This is a genomic window from Streptosporangium sp. NPDC003464, from assembly GCF_053588315.1.
Genome location: NZ_JBSFPS010000276.1, coordinates 1 through 13199, shown reverse-complemented (window position 1 = coordinate 13199; position 13199 = coordinate 1). Strand labels below are relative to the sequence as shown.

The window sequence follows — 13199 nt, the reverse complement described above, 5'->3', positions numbered from 1 at the left end:
GGCGGCTGGAAGGCCTCGCTGTTCGGTGACACCCACGTGCACGGGACCGAGGGCGTGCACTTCTACACCCGGGGCAAGGTCGTCGCCCCCCGCCGGTCGGCTGGGCCTGCGGTGAGGACAGTGCCGCCAGGAGCCGGGCCCGGCCCGCCGCGAGCGCTTCGGGCGAGGGCTCCGGCTCGGCGAGAAGGTCGCGGACCGCGGCCAGGTCGCTCTGATCCGCCGGATGGGCGGCGTCCACCCGGTCGTTCAGCTCATCCATCGGATCCTCCGATCATGGGGTTGACGCCGCCGAGGGCGGCGCGGAGCTTCCTGCGTACTCGGTTGAGCCGGGATCCGACGGTGCCGAAGGGGATGTCGAGGGTCTGCGCGACCTCCTCGTAGCTGAGCTCGGCGAGTGCGACGAGGAGCAGCACGTCGCGGTCGCCGTCCGGGAGCCGTCCGAGCGCCGTCGCGAGCCGCCCCTGTGCGCCCGCGGCGGCGACCCGCGCCGTCACTCTGTCCTCGTGCCCGCCGTCCGCCACGTCGTCCGCGGGTGCCCGCTGGAAAGCCTCCAGCCTGCGCGTCTCGCTCCTGCGGTACTGCGCGAGAAGGTTGGTGGCGATCCCGTAGAGCCAGGGCCGCACGGCGCCGCGGGCGGGGTCGAAGCTCTGCCGTTTGCGGAACGCGACCAGGAAGGTCTCGGCGGCGAGATCGTCGGCGATCTGCGTGCCGAGCCGTCCGGCGGCATAGCGGTGGATCTCGCCGAAGTAACGGTCGTAGAGCACCGCGAACACGTCCGGGCGGTGCCACGACTGCTCGATGAGTGCGGCGTCATCGAGTCTTACCGGCACGTCCGGGGGAGCGGCCATTCGCATGGTGTCCCTTCTGTGGGTTATACCTCTATTCCGCCGGAGGGCCGATCCGCCTTCACGCCTTTTTCGTGAGATGTCCTGAAACCTGCAGAGGGCGCCGCCCTGTCAGAGCGACGCCCGGTCATGGAAACGGCGTGGACCACCTCGGTCTCCGAGGTGGTCCACGCCAGGTGGGCCGTGCGGCAGGGGAGGCGGCCGGCGCGCCCCGGAGGGCGATCGCCGTACGGCGGCCTCCCGCCGCGCTATGCCGGGCGTCCCGCGGGCCGGCCGCCGGTGGAGCGGGTCATCGGGCTGCCCGCCGTACGCGCTGCGCCGCCGTCACTTCCCGATCCCGTCGGCCAGGCCCTTGACGATGTAGCGCTGGCCGAAGAAGAACAGCGCCACCACCGGGACGGCCGCGATCACCATGCCGGCGAAGACGACGGGGAACTCGGTGCCGTGCTTGCTCATCAGGCTCGTCAGGCCCACCGGGAGGGTCTGCACGCCGCTGCCGCTGGTGAAGACCATCGCGAAGAGGTATTCGTTCCAGGCGAAGAGGATGTGCAGCAGGACCGTCGAGGTGATGATCGGCTTGCACATGGGCAGGATGATCCGCCAGAACGCCGTCCAGCGGCCGGCGCCGTCCACATCGGCGGCCTCGTCGACCTCGCGGGGGAGATCGAGCATGTAGGCGCGGATGAGGAAGGTGGTGAAGGGGACGCGGAAGGCCGTGTACAGGATGAGCAGCGCCCAGAAGCTGTTGTACAGGCCCATCGCCTGGAACATCTTCACCAGGGGCACGAGCGCCACGGTGGGGGCGAGCATGAGCCCGCCGAGGATCACCGCGGTGATCACCTTGTTGAGCGGGATGTTCACGCGGGTGAGGCCGTAGGCGGCCCAGGCGCTGACGAACACGGTGGCGACCGTCGACGTCACGGTGACGAGCACGCTGGTGGTGAGATAGTCGCTCACCCCGCGGTTCCACGCCTTGCGGTAGTTGTCGAAACTCCAGTCGACGGGGAGGGCGAAGGGGTTGCCGAAGAGCTCGGCGTTGGTCTTGAACCCGTTGAGCGCCATCCACAGCAGCGGGTAGAGCACGACCACCGTGAGGCCGAGGAGGAAGGCCCACATGAACAGGCGCGCGATCACGCCGAGAAAGCCCAGGCGACTCACCATTCCACCCTTCTCCTGCGGGTGACCCACAGCTGCGCCATGGCGACGCCGAGCGTGATCACGAAGAGCACTGTCGCGATCGCGGCGGCGTAGCCGAAGTTGTTGCGTACGAAACCGCTGCGGTACAGCCAGGTCCCCAGCACCTGGGTCGAGTTGTCGGGCCCGCCGCTGGTCATCACCATGACCTCGTTGAACACCTGGAACGCGCCCGAGATGGTGACCATCGTCATGAGCCCGGTCATCTCGCGCACCAGGGGGAGCGTCACATGGACGAAGCGGCGGACCGGTCCGGTGCCGTCGATGGCCGCCGCGCCGTAGATCTCCGAGGGGATGCGCTGGATCGCGACGGCGAACAGCAGGGTGGAGTAGCCGAAGCCCTGCCACTGGCTCATCGCGATGATCGCGAACATCGCGGTGCTCTCCTGGCCCAGCCATGACTGGCCGAACTGCCCGAGCCCCACCGCTTCGAGCGCGTGGTTGAGCAGGCCCAGGTTGGGCTCGTAGATGAAGTAGAAGAGCAGGCCCGCGACGGTCAGCGAGATCGCCGAAGGGATGAAGTAGACCGCCCGGAGACCGCGCCGCCACCGCTCGCTGCGGATGCTCTCGATGAGCGCGGCGAGCAGGAGCGCGCCGAACACCTGGAACACGATCGAGACCACCGCGTACAGCAGGTTGTTGCCGAACGACGACCAGAAGACCGGGTCGTCGAGGAGCTTGCGGTAGTTCTCAAGCCCGATGTATTCCTGGCTCCCGCTGTAGATGTCCCACTTGAGCGTGCTGAACCCGAAGTTCTGCACGAGCGGCAGGTAGACGAACACCCCGACCAGCGCGAGTGCGGGGATCACCCACGCGAGCCCGAGTGCCCTGTGAAAGATGGTGCGCACCGGCATGCTCTCCTTCGGCCGCGCGGGCTACTTGGCCGATGCCGAGGCCCGGCGCACGCTTTCGAGCACCTTCTCGGGGGTCGTGCCACCGCTGATGAGGGCCTCCCCACCGGCCAGCCAGGCGTCGGCGACCTCGGGCACCGTCACCATGTCGAGCCAGCTGGCCAGCTGCGGCGCGCGGTTGACCGCCTCGATGCCCTCGAACACGGCCTTGCTCGACGTCTCGGGCGTGACGGCGCCGATGACCGTGCTGGGCTGGCCGTACGGCGGCGCGGAGAGCTTCTTGGCGTTCTCCAGGCCCGTGGCGAACTTCATGAAGTCGACGGCGAGCGCCGCGCGCGGCGACCTGGCGTTGACGAGGTATCCCTCGGGCGCCCCCTCGATCACCTTGGGGTCGCCGCCGGCGGCCGTGGGGACCGGCAGCGGGAAGATGCCGAAGTTCTCGGCGGTGAGTCCCCGGCCGGCGGTCGCGTTGTCGAATTCGAGGACCTCCTGGTAGTACATCGCCGCCTTGCCGCTGGCGAACGCCTCCTGCGCCGAGGTGTAGAGCACGCCGTTGGTGCCGCTGCCGGTGTCGGTGCACTCGTCGACGAGGGTCTTGAACTGCTTGAGCGCGGTGAGGTAGCCGGGGTGGTCGAGCTTGGCCGTCGCGGGGTGGAAGTCGGCCTGGAGGGTGGCGCCCGGCACGTTGTAGGCCGACAGCTGCTGCAGGTAGTGCAGGGCGGGCCAGCCGTCCTTGTTGCCGAAGGCGACGGGCTCGTACCCCGCCTTGCGCAGCGCGGTGCAGCTGCCGATGAGCTCCTCGAAGGTGGTGGGCGCCTTGACCCCGGCCTTGGCGAACGCGGCCTTGTTGTAGCCCATGAACTTGCCGTTGTTGTAGAGGGGGATCCCGTAGTACTTGCCGTCGTAGGCGAAGGCGGACAGCGACGCCTTGCTGAAGGTCTTCCCCCACGGGGTGTCGGGGCCGATCACCTTGGTGAGGTCGGCCGCGCGGCCACCGCGTACGAAGTTCTCCGCCCAGTTGCCGGTCCAGGTGAAGTAGATGTCGGGGAGGGCGTCCGAGGCGGTCAGGGTCTTGGTCTTGTCCTTGATGCTCTGGTCGGTCTCCTGGATGAGCTCGACCTTCACCCCGGGGTGCATCCGCTCGTAGTCGGCGGCCAGACCTTCGAAGTAGGGGCTGAGGGGGTCGCCGGCGAACTTGGTGAGGATGCTCAGAGTTCCGGAGAACTCCACTCCGGCGGTGACGTCGGCCGCGGGGGCGGCCGCCGTCCCGCCGGAACAGCCGGCGAGGGCGAGCACCGGGGCCCCGGCGAGTGCCGCGAACGTCGTCAGTGCGCGAGGGCGCATGGGCTTCCTTTCTCTCGGGGGAGAGGGGACCGCCGGTGCTGTGGCACCTCAGATCCGCCGTGGGGGTTTCTCCGACACGAACCGCTTGGTGTCGGCTGACTGTACAGATGAACTGATACCGGTACCAGACCTGAAATCAAGATCTTATTTTCCGTGCCCGGACATGACGCTGTCCTGTTACATAAAACCAAGTCAGAGCGTGTTGACCGGCCGTCGTCGGCTGCGGTGTTGACGGGATCACGCTTCCTGTGCCAGCGTGATCCCCGCGTGATACCGGTATCAGGCCGCAGGGCGGCGCCGGCCGCAAGCATTCCCGAAAGGACGCGAAGATGCTCGGATTCAACGAGCCGGAATTCCTCTCGCAGATGGCGAGCGCGGTGGCATTGCGCCCCCAGATCGAGGAGCTCGTCGATCGGCTCGTGGACGAGGGGTTCGACAACCTCTTCCTCATCGGTGCCGGCGGCACCTACGCCCAGATGTGGCCGTACGAGCACCTCGCCCGGCGCGGCTCCACCCTCGACGTGCGCGCCGCGATCGCGGCGGAGCTGCTCGTCTCGGGCGACGCGGCCCTCGGCGGACGCTCGGTGGCGGTCTTCACCTCGGTCTCGGGCACCACCGACGACAGCATCCGCGCCATCGACTACTGCAGGTCCAAGGGCGCCTACACGATCGGCTTCACCGGCTACCCCGACTCGCCCATCGCCCAGAACGTCGACGCCGCGCTCATCACGGAGCCGAAGACCTGGCCCTTCGACCCGCAGCTACTGCTCTTCATGGGCCGGCTGCTCTGGCGGAGGGGCGAGTTCGACGGCTACGAGAAATTCGCCGACGAGGCCGCCGACCTCCCGCGGATCCTCGTCGAGGTGGCCGAGCAGGCCGAGCCCGCGGCGGCCGCCTTCGCCGAGGCCCACAAGGACACCGACTACCACTTCCTCATCGGCGGCGGGAACCTGTGGGGGTTCACCTACCTGTACTCCATGTGCATCCTTGAGGAGATGCAGTGGCTGCGCACCACCAGGGTGCACAGCGCCGAGTTCTTCCACGGCTCCCTCGAACTGCTCGAAGAGGACACGAGTGTGATCGTCTTCCAGGGTGAGGACGAGACGCGCCCCCTCACCGACCGCGCCGAGGCCTTCGCCAGGCGCGTCTCGAAGGACGTCACCGTCTTCGACACGCGCGACTACCCGCTCAAGGGGATCAGCCCGGAGTTCCGCGGCCTCCTCGCGCCGCTCGTGCTCGACACCGTGATGGGCCGCGTCAGCAAGCACCTTGAGAGGGTGCGCGACCACTCGCTCGACCTGCGCCGCTACTACCGCGTCATGGACTACTGAGTCCCGGCCCCCGCCCGGACGGTCGCCCGGGCGGGGGCGCCCCACGTGCGGCCTCCGGCGGCCACCCCTCGCACGTGCCGCAAGCGGCCGCCCGCGTACGGCGGCGCCGTCACGCATGCCACAGATCGGCCGTCCGCGTGTAGCGATGCTGTCACGCATGCCACAGATCGGCCGTCCGCGTGTAGCGATGCTGTCACGCATGCCACAGATCGACCGTCCGCGTACGCCGGTGTGCCACGCCCGGCGCCCGCGCGCCCTCCCCGGCCCCCGCTCCGTGGCGCCCCGCGCCCAGGAGAAACCACGGGCCTGCGCACAGGAGAAACCTATGAGAGTCCTCGGCTTCGGCGACAACATCGTCGACCGGTTCGTCGACCGCGGCGTCGACTACCCGGGCGGCAACAGCGTGAACGTCGCCGTCTACGCCCGCCGCCTCGGTCTCGGAGCCGGCTACCTGGGGGTCTTCGGCGACGACGACCTCGGCCGCTTCCTGAGGGAGTCGATCGCCGCCCAGGGGGTCGCCGTCGACCGCTGTGCCGTGCGGGCCGGGGAGAGCGGCGTCTCCACTCTGCGCGTCGACGACGGCGACCGCGTCTTCCTCGGCTGGAACGGCGGCGGGGTCACGGTGCGGGAGCCGCTCGTGCTCGACGTCGGGCTGCTCGGGTACGTGTCGTCCTTCGATCTGGTGCATTCGAGCGTGTACTCCGGCAGCGAGGGCGAACTGCCGAAGCTCGCCGCGCTCGACACGCTGGTGAGCTTCGACCTCTCCAGCGAGGAGGAGTTCCGCACCCCCTCCTACCTCGACCGCGTCTGCCCGCACGCCGACCTGGTGCTGCTGTCCTGCTCCCACCTCGACGCGACCGCCACGCGCGCGCTCCTGGGGGAGGCCGTACGGCGGGGCGCGCGGCTCGCGCTCGCCACCCGTGGTGTGGACGGAGCGATCGCCCACGACGGCCGCGTCACCGTCACGACCCCGGCGCGCCGGGTGGAGGACCCGCAGGAGATCATCGACACGATGGGCTGCGGTGACGCCTTCCTCGCCGGGTTCGTGGTCTCGCTGCTGCGCGGCGGCTGGTCCGCCGACAGCCCGCCGGGGCATCACATGATCGAGCGTGCTCTGCACGAGGGCGCGGAGGCGGCCTACGGGCAGTGCTTCGTCGAGGGCGCGTTCGGCCACGGCCGACCCGCCGGGCGGCCGGCCGTGGCTAGCATGTGGCGAGCCTCCGAACGCGAGAAATGAGGGACGCGATCCATGCCAGCTGACCGGGGCCAGGCGGCGGGGCGGCCGACGATCTCCGAGGTGGCCGCCGAGGCCGGTGTCGGCCGCGCGACCGCGGCCCGCACGCTCGGCGGGTATGGGTACGTCAGTCCGGAGCTGCGGGAGCGGGTGCTCGCGGCGGCCGCGAAGCTCGGCTACCGCACGAACGCGCTGGCCCGCAGCATGTCGACGGGGGTGAGCCACACCCTGGGGGTGATCGTCGCCGACATCGGCAACCCCTTCTTCGCCGGCGTGGTGCGCGGCATCTCCGACACCTCCCGTGCCCGGGGCTTCGACACGATCGTGCTGAGCACGTACGAGGATCTCGACGAGGAGGTCGCGGCGACGAACGTGCTCATCGACAAGCGCGTCGACGGCGTCATCATCGCCTCGGCCGCGGTCGACCGCGGCGAGGTCGCGCACATCAGGGCGGCGATGGACCGGGGCATCCCCGTCGTGCTCGTCGACCGCGCGATCGCGTCGCTCGATCTCGACGCGGTCGTCATCGACAACCGCGACGCGGCGCGGGAAGCGGTCGAGATGCTCATCGCGGCCGGGCACCGCCGCGTCGGGTTCGTGTGGGGGCCGCCCGCGGCGGAGGCGCCCGCGACCCGGCGCGGACTGCTGACGGAGGCGTCCCGCAACCTGTGGACCGACGGAGAGCGGCTGCGCGGATATCTCGACGCGCTCGACGACGCGCGCATCCCCTTCGATCCCGAGCTGGTGATGGTCGGACGCAAGACCGAGGAGCGGGCGACCCAGGAGGTCGCCCGCATGCTCGCCCTCCCCGACCGGATGACCGCGGTGTTCTGCACCGAGACCGACGCGGTGACGGGAGCCCTGCGCGCCCTGCGGGCGGCGGGGCTCTCCTGCCCGCGCGACATCGCGCTGATCGGTTTCGACGACAGCTCGTGGGCGGCGGTCATGGAGCCGCCCCTGACGATGATCGAACAACCCGTGCACCAGCTCGGCGCGAAGGCGGCGGAGGTGCTCCTCGACACCTTCGAGGGGGCCGAGCCCCGCCGCGAGATGCACACGCTCCGCTCACGCCTCGTTGTGCGCTCCTCGGTCGCCCCACCGCCCGGCGCGTGAGACGGCGGGTGGTCCTTCGCCCCATCACCCGGCGTGTGAGACGGCGGGCGGTCCTTCGGACCCCGTCCGGCGCGTGCCAGGTCATTCCTCGCCGCGCTGAAGCCGGGGCTGACGTGCGCTGACACCGTTCCGGGCGGCAGGCGGCCCCGGCCGCCGGCGGGTCTCGGAAGCACGGACGGCACTCGGGTTTGCCCTGCCTTTCATCGCCGCTTCCTACCGTGGAGTGATGACACCCTTCCACCGATATCTCGCGGAAGAGGTCGCGGTCGACCACGCCGACGGACTCATCCCGCGTCGCGAGGCGCTGCGCCGCCTGACCCTTCTGGGGCTGGCGCTGCCCGCGGCCAGCGCCCTGCTCGCGGCCTGCGGAGCCGGCCGGGAGAGCGCCGCGACCGCCGTCGCCACGTCATCGGCCCCCGCCTCTCCCGCCGGTCCCTCCCCGCTGGCCACCGAGGCGATCACCTTTCCGGGGCCCGAGGCGGGGGTCACTCTCCAGGGCGCCTGGGCGGCGGCTGCGGACCCACGGGGCGTGGTGCTGGTCATCCACGAGAACCGCGGGCTCAACGACCACATCAGATCGGTGGCCGGGCGCCTGGCGGCCAGTGGTTACTCCTCGCTCGCCCCCGACCTGCTCTCCCGGGAGGGCGGGACCGCGTCCTTAGGCGACCCGGCGCAGGCCATCGCGGCCCTGGGCCGCGTCCCGGAGGACCGTTTCGCCGCGGACATGAAGGCCGCCCTGGACGAGCTGGAGCGGCGCGCCCCCGGCAGGAAGCTCGGCGCCGTCGGCTTCTGCTTCGGCGGAGGCATGGTCTGGCTGCTGCTCTCCTCGGACGAGCCGCGCCTGGCGGCGGCCGTTCCGTTCTACGGCCCGCTGCCGGAGAACGCCGACTTCACCGGTGCCAGGGCCGCCGTCCTCGGGATCTACGCCGGGCAGGACGACCGCGTCAACGCCACCCGCGCCAGAGCGGAGGCCGGGCTGAGAAAGGCGGGTCTGAAGTATGAGATCGTCACCTTCCCCGGCGTCGACCACGCCTTCTTCAACGACACCGGCCAGCGGTACAACGCCGCGGCCGCCGCCCAGGCATACCGGCGTGTCCTCGACTGGTACGGCCGCTATCTGGCCTGAGACCCGCTGAGGACTCTCGACGGCGGCGCGGTCGCCGGCCGCGCTCCACACGGCCGACGGCGCCGGCGGTGTCGCAGGCGAGGTGAGGTCCGGGGACCGGTGCGCATCCCCTAAAGTCGGGCGAATGGCCCCGACTCCCTCCCGGCTGGCCTGGCTGGACGCCCTGCGCGGACCCGCCGCGCTGGCCGTCGCGCTGCACCATTCCGCCTGGACCTTCATCCCCGGCATCTGGGCCGAGGTGGACCGCAGGATCGACGTCGGCACCTGGGGCGTCTTCGTGTTCTTCCTGGTCAGCGGCTATATCATCCCCGCCTCCCTGGAGCGGCGCGGTGACCTGCGGGCCTTCTGGATCGGCCGGGCCTTCCGCCTCCTCCCCCTGCTGCTGGCCGCGCTCGGCCTGGCGCTCCTGCTCGCGTACGTCGGCGTGTTCGCCCTCCATCCCGGTCTGGGCCTGCGTCCCCTGCCCCTGGCCGTGCTCGGGAACGTGACGATGCTGCAGGAGCTGCTCGGCGTGCCCGCCGTCATCAACGTGATGTGGACGCTCTCCTACGAGATGGCGTTCTACCTGCTGGCGGCCGGGCTGTTCACCGTACGGCAGGCGCACCGGTCGGCCACGACCGCGGTCGTCCTGGCGCTGCTGGCCGTGCTCCTCGGCCTCCTGGCGCCGGGCCCGGTGATCGGCGGCCGCGCCGACCTGGCCGCCGCGCTCCTCGGCGTCGCGGTCGTCGTGGTCATCGCCGTGTCGGCGTGGGCGCGCGGCGGGGTGCGCGCGGCCGCCGCGGTGGCGGGCGGCCTCCTCGGCCTGGCGCTGGTGATCCTGGGCAGCCGGATCGGGGCGTGGCAGGGGTTGATCATCCTGGCCACGATGTTCGCCGGCACGGCCGTGTACCGCGCCGAGCAGGGGACGGTCCGGTGGCGCACCGCCGTCGCCGCCGTGCTGACGGTCCTGGCCTGCGGGGTCTTCGCCAAGGACGACCCCGGCTGGGCGCCGGCGATCCTGCTGGCCGCCGGTTTCTTCGCGGCGGCGTTCGCGCTGCGGCACAGGCCGTTCCCGCGCGGGCTCGCCCACCTCGGGGTGATCAGCTTCTCCCTCTACCTGCTGCACCCGCTCCTGCTGCGGGTGAGTCCCAGCCTTCCGCTGTACTTCCTCATCCTGGTGCCGCTCGGCTACCTGACCCACCGCCTGATCGAGGCCCCCGCCCAGCGCCTCGGCAGGCGGCTGGCCAGGTCTCCCGCGCGGGAGCCCGCGCCGGGGTCCGCCGCGGCGAAGCCCGCGCCGGGGTCCGCCGTGCGGGAGTCCGCGCCGGACGGGACCTCCGGGTGAGGGCGGCCACCTGGCCGTCTCACGCCCATCCCGCCGGGGCCTCGTCGGGGCAGGCGGGCAGGGTGACGGTCACCGTCAGGCCACCGCCGTCGCGCGGGCGGGCGGTGACCTCGCCGCCGTGGGCTTGGGCGACGGAGCGCGCGATGGACAGGCCGAGTCCGGCGCCCTTGGCGGTGACCAGGCGGTCGGCGCCCAGCCGGCGGAACGGCTCGAAGAGCGCCGGGATCTCGTACGGCGGCACCACCGGCCCGGTGTTGCCCACCTCCACCTCGACCCGGCCGTCGTCCCGGGTACGGCTGGCGACGCGCACCCAGCCGCCGCCGGTGTTGTGCCGGACGCCGTTCTCCACCAGGTTGTGCACCAGCCTCTCCAGCAGGAGCGCGTCACCGGAGGTGAGCGCCTCGCCCGCCCGCTCGTGCACGGTGACCCCGGCCCGCTCCGCCTCCGGGGCGGTCTGCGCGACCACATGACCGACCACGTCGGCCAGGTCGACCGGGAGCCGCTCGGTGATCTCGTTCTCCGACCCGGCCAGCAGCAGCAGCCCGGCGATCAGCCGCTCGTGCCGGGAGTTGATCTCCAGCAGGCTCTCGCCCAGCTGTTTGACGTCCTCGGAGGCCGACCGGCGGTGCATGGCCAGCTCGACCAGCGCACGGCCCACGGTCAGCGGGGTGCGCAGCTCGTGGGAGGCGTTGGCGACGAAGCGGCGCTGCCCGTCGAAGGACCCGTCGAGCCGCTCGACCATGATGTCGAAGGTGTCGGCGAGATCCTTGACCTCGTCGTCCGGGCCGCGCAGCGCGATGCGCTCGTGCAGTCCCCGGCCGGCCGCCGGGGCCGCGGCGATCCGCCGGGCGGTGTCGGTGACCCGGTGCAGCGGGGCCAGCACCCGGCCGGCGACCAGCCAGCCGAAGCCGGTCGCGGCGCCGCCGACGATGACGAAGACGATCCCGCCCAGGGTGAGCAGCGAGGTGGTCGCGGCCTCGTGCAGGGTGTCCTGCTGCTTCCTCATCCAGCTCTCGGCGTCGGCCCCGGTGAGTATGTTGCCGTCGTCACCGAGGGCGTACGTCTGGTCCCTCGGCGGCGCGCCGGCCGGAAGGGAGATGCCGGCAGGCGCCTCACGGGTGATGAGCTTCAGCCCCGAGCGGGTGAGCTGCTGGTTGAACAGCGCGTACGTGGTGCCGAGCAGCACCAGCCCGGCGACGATGAACAGGCCGCCGTAGAGCAGGGTCAGCCGGGCCCGCAGGGTGATGCGGTGCGGCAACAGCCTCGGCACGTTCACGGGATCCGGTATCCCACTCCCGTGACGGTCTCGACGACCGGCGGGGCGCCGAGCTTGCGGCGCAGCTTGAGGACGGCGAGCCGGACGGCTCCGGTGAACGGGTCGGCGTGCTCGTCCCACGCCTTCTCCAGCAGGCGCTCGGTGGGGACCACGGCCCCGTCGGCGCGCAGTAGCTCGGCGAGGACGGCGAACTCCTTCTTCGACAGCGGCACGTAGCGGCCGTCGCGGAACACCTCGCGGCGTGCCGGGTCCAGGGTGATGCCCGCGCGGCGCAGCACCGGCGGCGCGGCCGGGCGCGAGCGCCGCCCCAGCGCCTGGACGCGGGCGGCCAGCTCGGGGAAGGCGAAGGGCTTGGTGAGATAGTCGTCGGCGCCGAGCGACAGGCCGCTCACGCGGTCGGTGACCTCGGCGGCGGCGGTGAGCATCAGCACCCGCGCCGCCGACCCGGCCTCGACCAGCTCGCGGCAGACCTCGTCGCCGTGTACGGCGGGCAGGTCCCGGTCGAGGACGACCACGTCGTAGTCGTTGACGCCCGCCCGCTCCAGCGCCGCCGCGCCGTCGTACGCCACGTCGACCGCGTGGACCTCCTCCCGCAGCCACTCCGCGATCGCCCCGGCGAGCAGCGGCTCGTCCTCCACCACCAGCACCCGCATCTGCCGTCCCCCTCTCCATGGCTCCATGGGCGGGGCCGCCCCGCGGATCGGCGCGGGGTGGTCCCCGGGCAATGGTCGCCGATCGGGGTGTTTCCTCGCCGTTAGTGATCGTTTCCGGTGAGGGCGGAAACGCCGGGGAAACACGGTGTCGCGTTGTATCACCTCCCGTCGGGCCGGAAGCGGTCCGGCCACGGACGGAGGAGACGACGCGATGCGACCACGGACCCGCGACACGCTGGCGGCACTGCTGCTGGCGCTGACCCTGCCCCTGACCGGATGCGGCTCGGCCGACGACGGCGGCGGCAAGGTGGCCTCGGCCGGCGGTGCGAAGAAAGGCGACAGCGGCGCCGCCGCCGCCACGGACCTGGACCGGGACGAGATGGGGGTGAAGTTCGCGCAGTGCATGCGTGAGAACGGCATCGACATGGAGGACCCGGTGCCGGGCAAGGGCATCATGCTCAAGGTGGGCAAGGACGTCGACAAGGCGACCATGGACAAGGCCATGGAGGCCTGCCGGCAGTACAACCCGCAGGCGGACGGCTCCGCGCAGGCCGACCCCGAGATGGAGGAGAGAGGCCGCAAGTTCGCCGCGTGCATGCGTGAGAACGGCGTGGAGAAGTTCGCCGACCCGCCGGCGGGCCAGCGCGGGATCAGGATCGACAGAGAGATCGGTGAGGACCCGGACTTCCCCCAGGCCCAGAAGCAGTGCGAGAGCATCTTCAGCGGCGGTCCGGGCGGTCCGGGCGGTCCGGGCGGTTCGGGTGGTCCGGGTGGTTCGGGCGGCGGAGCGGACCAGTGACGGGTGAAGCCGCCGTGGAGAATCCGGAGGACCGGCCGGGCCGGGCGGCCGCGGGGGAGGCGCGCCCGCGCCGGCGCGGGCGCCGTGGCAGGCGGATCGCCGTCGCGAC

General features: G+C 71.5%; 12 protein-coding genes. 6 read left to right on the top strand and 6 right to left on the bottom strand.

Features of this window, described 5'->3' with window-relative positions; translation table 11 throughout:
* Positions 1-251: 251 nt before the first annotated feature.
* The 4 genes from ACWDS7_RS39795 to ACWDS7_RS39780 form a co-directional block, all read right to left on the bottom strand.
* The gene (locus ACWDS7_RS39795; protein ID WP_451933478.1) at positions 252-848 is read right to left on the bottom strand and encodes an RNA polymerase sigma factor; all 597 of its coding nucleotides are present in this window, start codon (positions 846-848) and stop codon (positions 252-254) included.
* A gap of 321 nt (positions 849-1169) precedes the next feature.
* Positions 1170-2006 (bottom strand): carbohydrate ABC transporter permease, encoded by an 837-nt coding sequence (locus ACWDS7_RS39790; protein WP_451933477.1) that lies wholly within the window; start codon positions 2004-2006, stop codon positions 1170-1172.
* Positions 2000-2887, bottom strand: a complete 888-nt coding sequence (locus ACWDS7_RS39785) for a carbohydrate ABC transporter permease (protein ID WP_306861044.1) — start codon at positions 2885-2887, stop codon at positions 2000-2002. Before ACWDS7_RS39785 ends, ACWDS7_RS39790 begins: the two co-directional genes overlap by 7 nt.
* 27 nt (positions 2888-2914) lie before the next feature.
* Positions 2915-4234 (bottom strand): ABC transporter substrate-binding protein, encoded by a 1320-nt coding sequence (locus ACWDS7_RS39780; RefSeq protein WP_451933476.1) that lies wholly within the window; start codon positions 4232-4234, stop codon positions 2915-2917.
* A 329-nt stretch (positions 4235-4563) separates the two neighbouring features.
* On the opposite strand from ACWDS7_RS39780, the gene ACWDS7_RS39775 reads away from it, so the two are divergent.
* From ACWDS7_RS39775 to ACWDS7_RS39755, 5 genes are all read left to right on the top strand, one after another.
* Positions 4564-5565 carry an SIS domain-containing protein gene (locus ACWDS7_RS39775; protein ID WP_451933475.1) on the top strand — a complete coding sequence of 334 codons (1002 nt, stop codon included), beginning with the start codon at positions 4564-4566 and terminating at the stop codon, positions 5563-5565.
* A gap of 325 nt (positions 5566-5890) precedes the next feature.
* A complete protein-coding gene (locus ACWDS7_RS39770) occupies positions 5891-6802 on the top strand; it encodes a PfkB family carbohydrate kinase (protein ID WP_451933474.1) in 912 nt (303 codons plus the stop codon).
* Between the two features lie 12 nt (positions 6803-6814).
* Positions 6815-7912, top strand: coding sequence for a LacI family DNA-binding transcriptional regulator (locus ACWDS7_RS39765; RefSeq protein ID WP_306861038.1), 1098 nt, complete (start codon positions 6815-6817; stop codon positions 7910-7912).
* Positions 7913-8138: 226 nt separating this feature from the next.
* Positions 8139-9038, top strand: a complete 900-nt coding sequence (locus ACWDS7_RS39760) for a dienelactone hydrolase family protein (protein WP_451933473.1) — start codon at positions 8139-8141, stop codon at positions 9036-9038.
* Positions 9039-9162: 124 nt separating this feature from the next.
* A complete protein-coding gene (locus ACWDS7_RS39755; RefSeq protein ID WP_451933472.1) occupies positions 9163-10362 on the top strand; it encodes an acyltransferase family protein in 1200 nt (399 codons plus the stop codon).
* Positions 10363-10381: 19 nt separating this feature from the next.
* Here the strand turns inward: ACWDS7_RS39755 and ACWDS7_RS39750 are convergent, their stop codons facing one another.
* Both ACWDS7_RS39750 and ACWDS7_RS39745 read right to left on the bottom strand, forming a co-directional pair.
* Complete coding sequence (locus ACWDS7_RS39750; protein ID WP_451933471.1) at positions 10382-11632, bottom strand: sensor histidine kinase; 1251 nt, start codon at positions 11630-11632, stop codon at positions 10382-10384.
* 2 nt (positions 11633-11634) lie between these two features.
* Complete coding sequence (locus tag ACWDS7_RS39745) at positions 11635-12291, bottom strand: response regulator transcription factor (protein ID WP_306861031.1); 657 nt, start codon at positions 12289-12291, stop codon at positions 11635-11637.
* 211 nt (positions 12292-12502) lie between these two features.
* On the opposite strand from ACWDS7_RS39745, the gene ACWDS7_RS39740 reads away from it, so the two are divergent.
* A complete protein-coding gene (locus ACWDS7_RS39740; protein ID WP_451933470.1) occupies positions 12503-13090 on the top strand; it encodes a hypothetical protein in 588 nt (195 codons plus the stop codon).
* Positions 13091-13199 lie beyond the last annotated feature (109 nt).

Coding starts and splice junctions, on each gene's coding strand:
- ACWDS7_RS39795 (WP_451933478.1), bottom strand. CDS start 848: ATGGCCGCTCCCCCGGACGTGCCGGTAAGACTCGATGACGCCGCACTC.
- ACWDS7_RS39790 (WP_451933477.1), bottom strand. CDS start 2,006: ATGGTGAGTCGCCTGGGCTTTCTCGGCGTGATCGCGCGCCTGTTCATG.
- ACWDS7_RS39780 (WP_451933476.1), bottom strand. CDS start 4,234: ATGCGCCCTCGCGCACTGACGACGTTCGCGGCACTCGCCGGGGCCCCG.
- ACWDS7_RS39775 (WP_451933475.1), top strand. CDS start 4,564: ATGCTCGGATTCAACGAGCCGGAATTCCTCTCGCAGATGGCGAGCGCG.
- ACWDS7_RS39770 (WP_451933474.1), top strand. CDS start 5,891: ATGAGAGTCCTCGGCTTCGGCGACAACATCGTCGACCGGTTCGTCGAC.
- ACWDS7_RS39765 (WP_306861038.1), top strand. CDS start 6,815: ATGCCAGCTGACCGGGGCCAGGCGGCGGGGCGGCCGACGATCTCCGAG.
- ACWDS7_RS39760 (WP_451933473.1), top strand. CDS start 8,139: ATGACACCCTTCCACCGATATCTCGCGGAAGAGGTCGCGGTCGACCAC.
- ACWDS7_RS39755 (WP_451933472.1), top strand. CDS start 9,163: ATGGCCCCGACTCCCTCCCGGCTGGCCTGGCTGGACGCCCTGCGCGGA.
- ACWDS7_RS39745 (WP_306861031.1), bottom strand. CDS start 12,291: ATGCGGGTGCTGGTGGTGGAGGACGAGCCGCTGCTCGCCGGGGCGATC.
- ACWDS7_RS39740 (WP_451933470.1), top strand. CDS start 12,503: ATGCGACCACGGACCCGCGACACGCTGGCGGCACTGCTGCTGGCGCTG.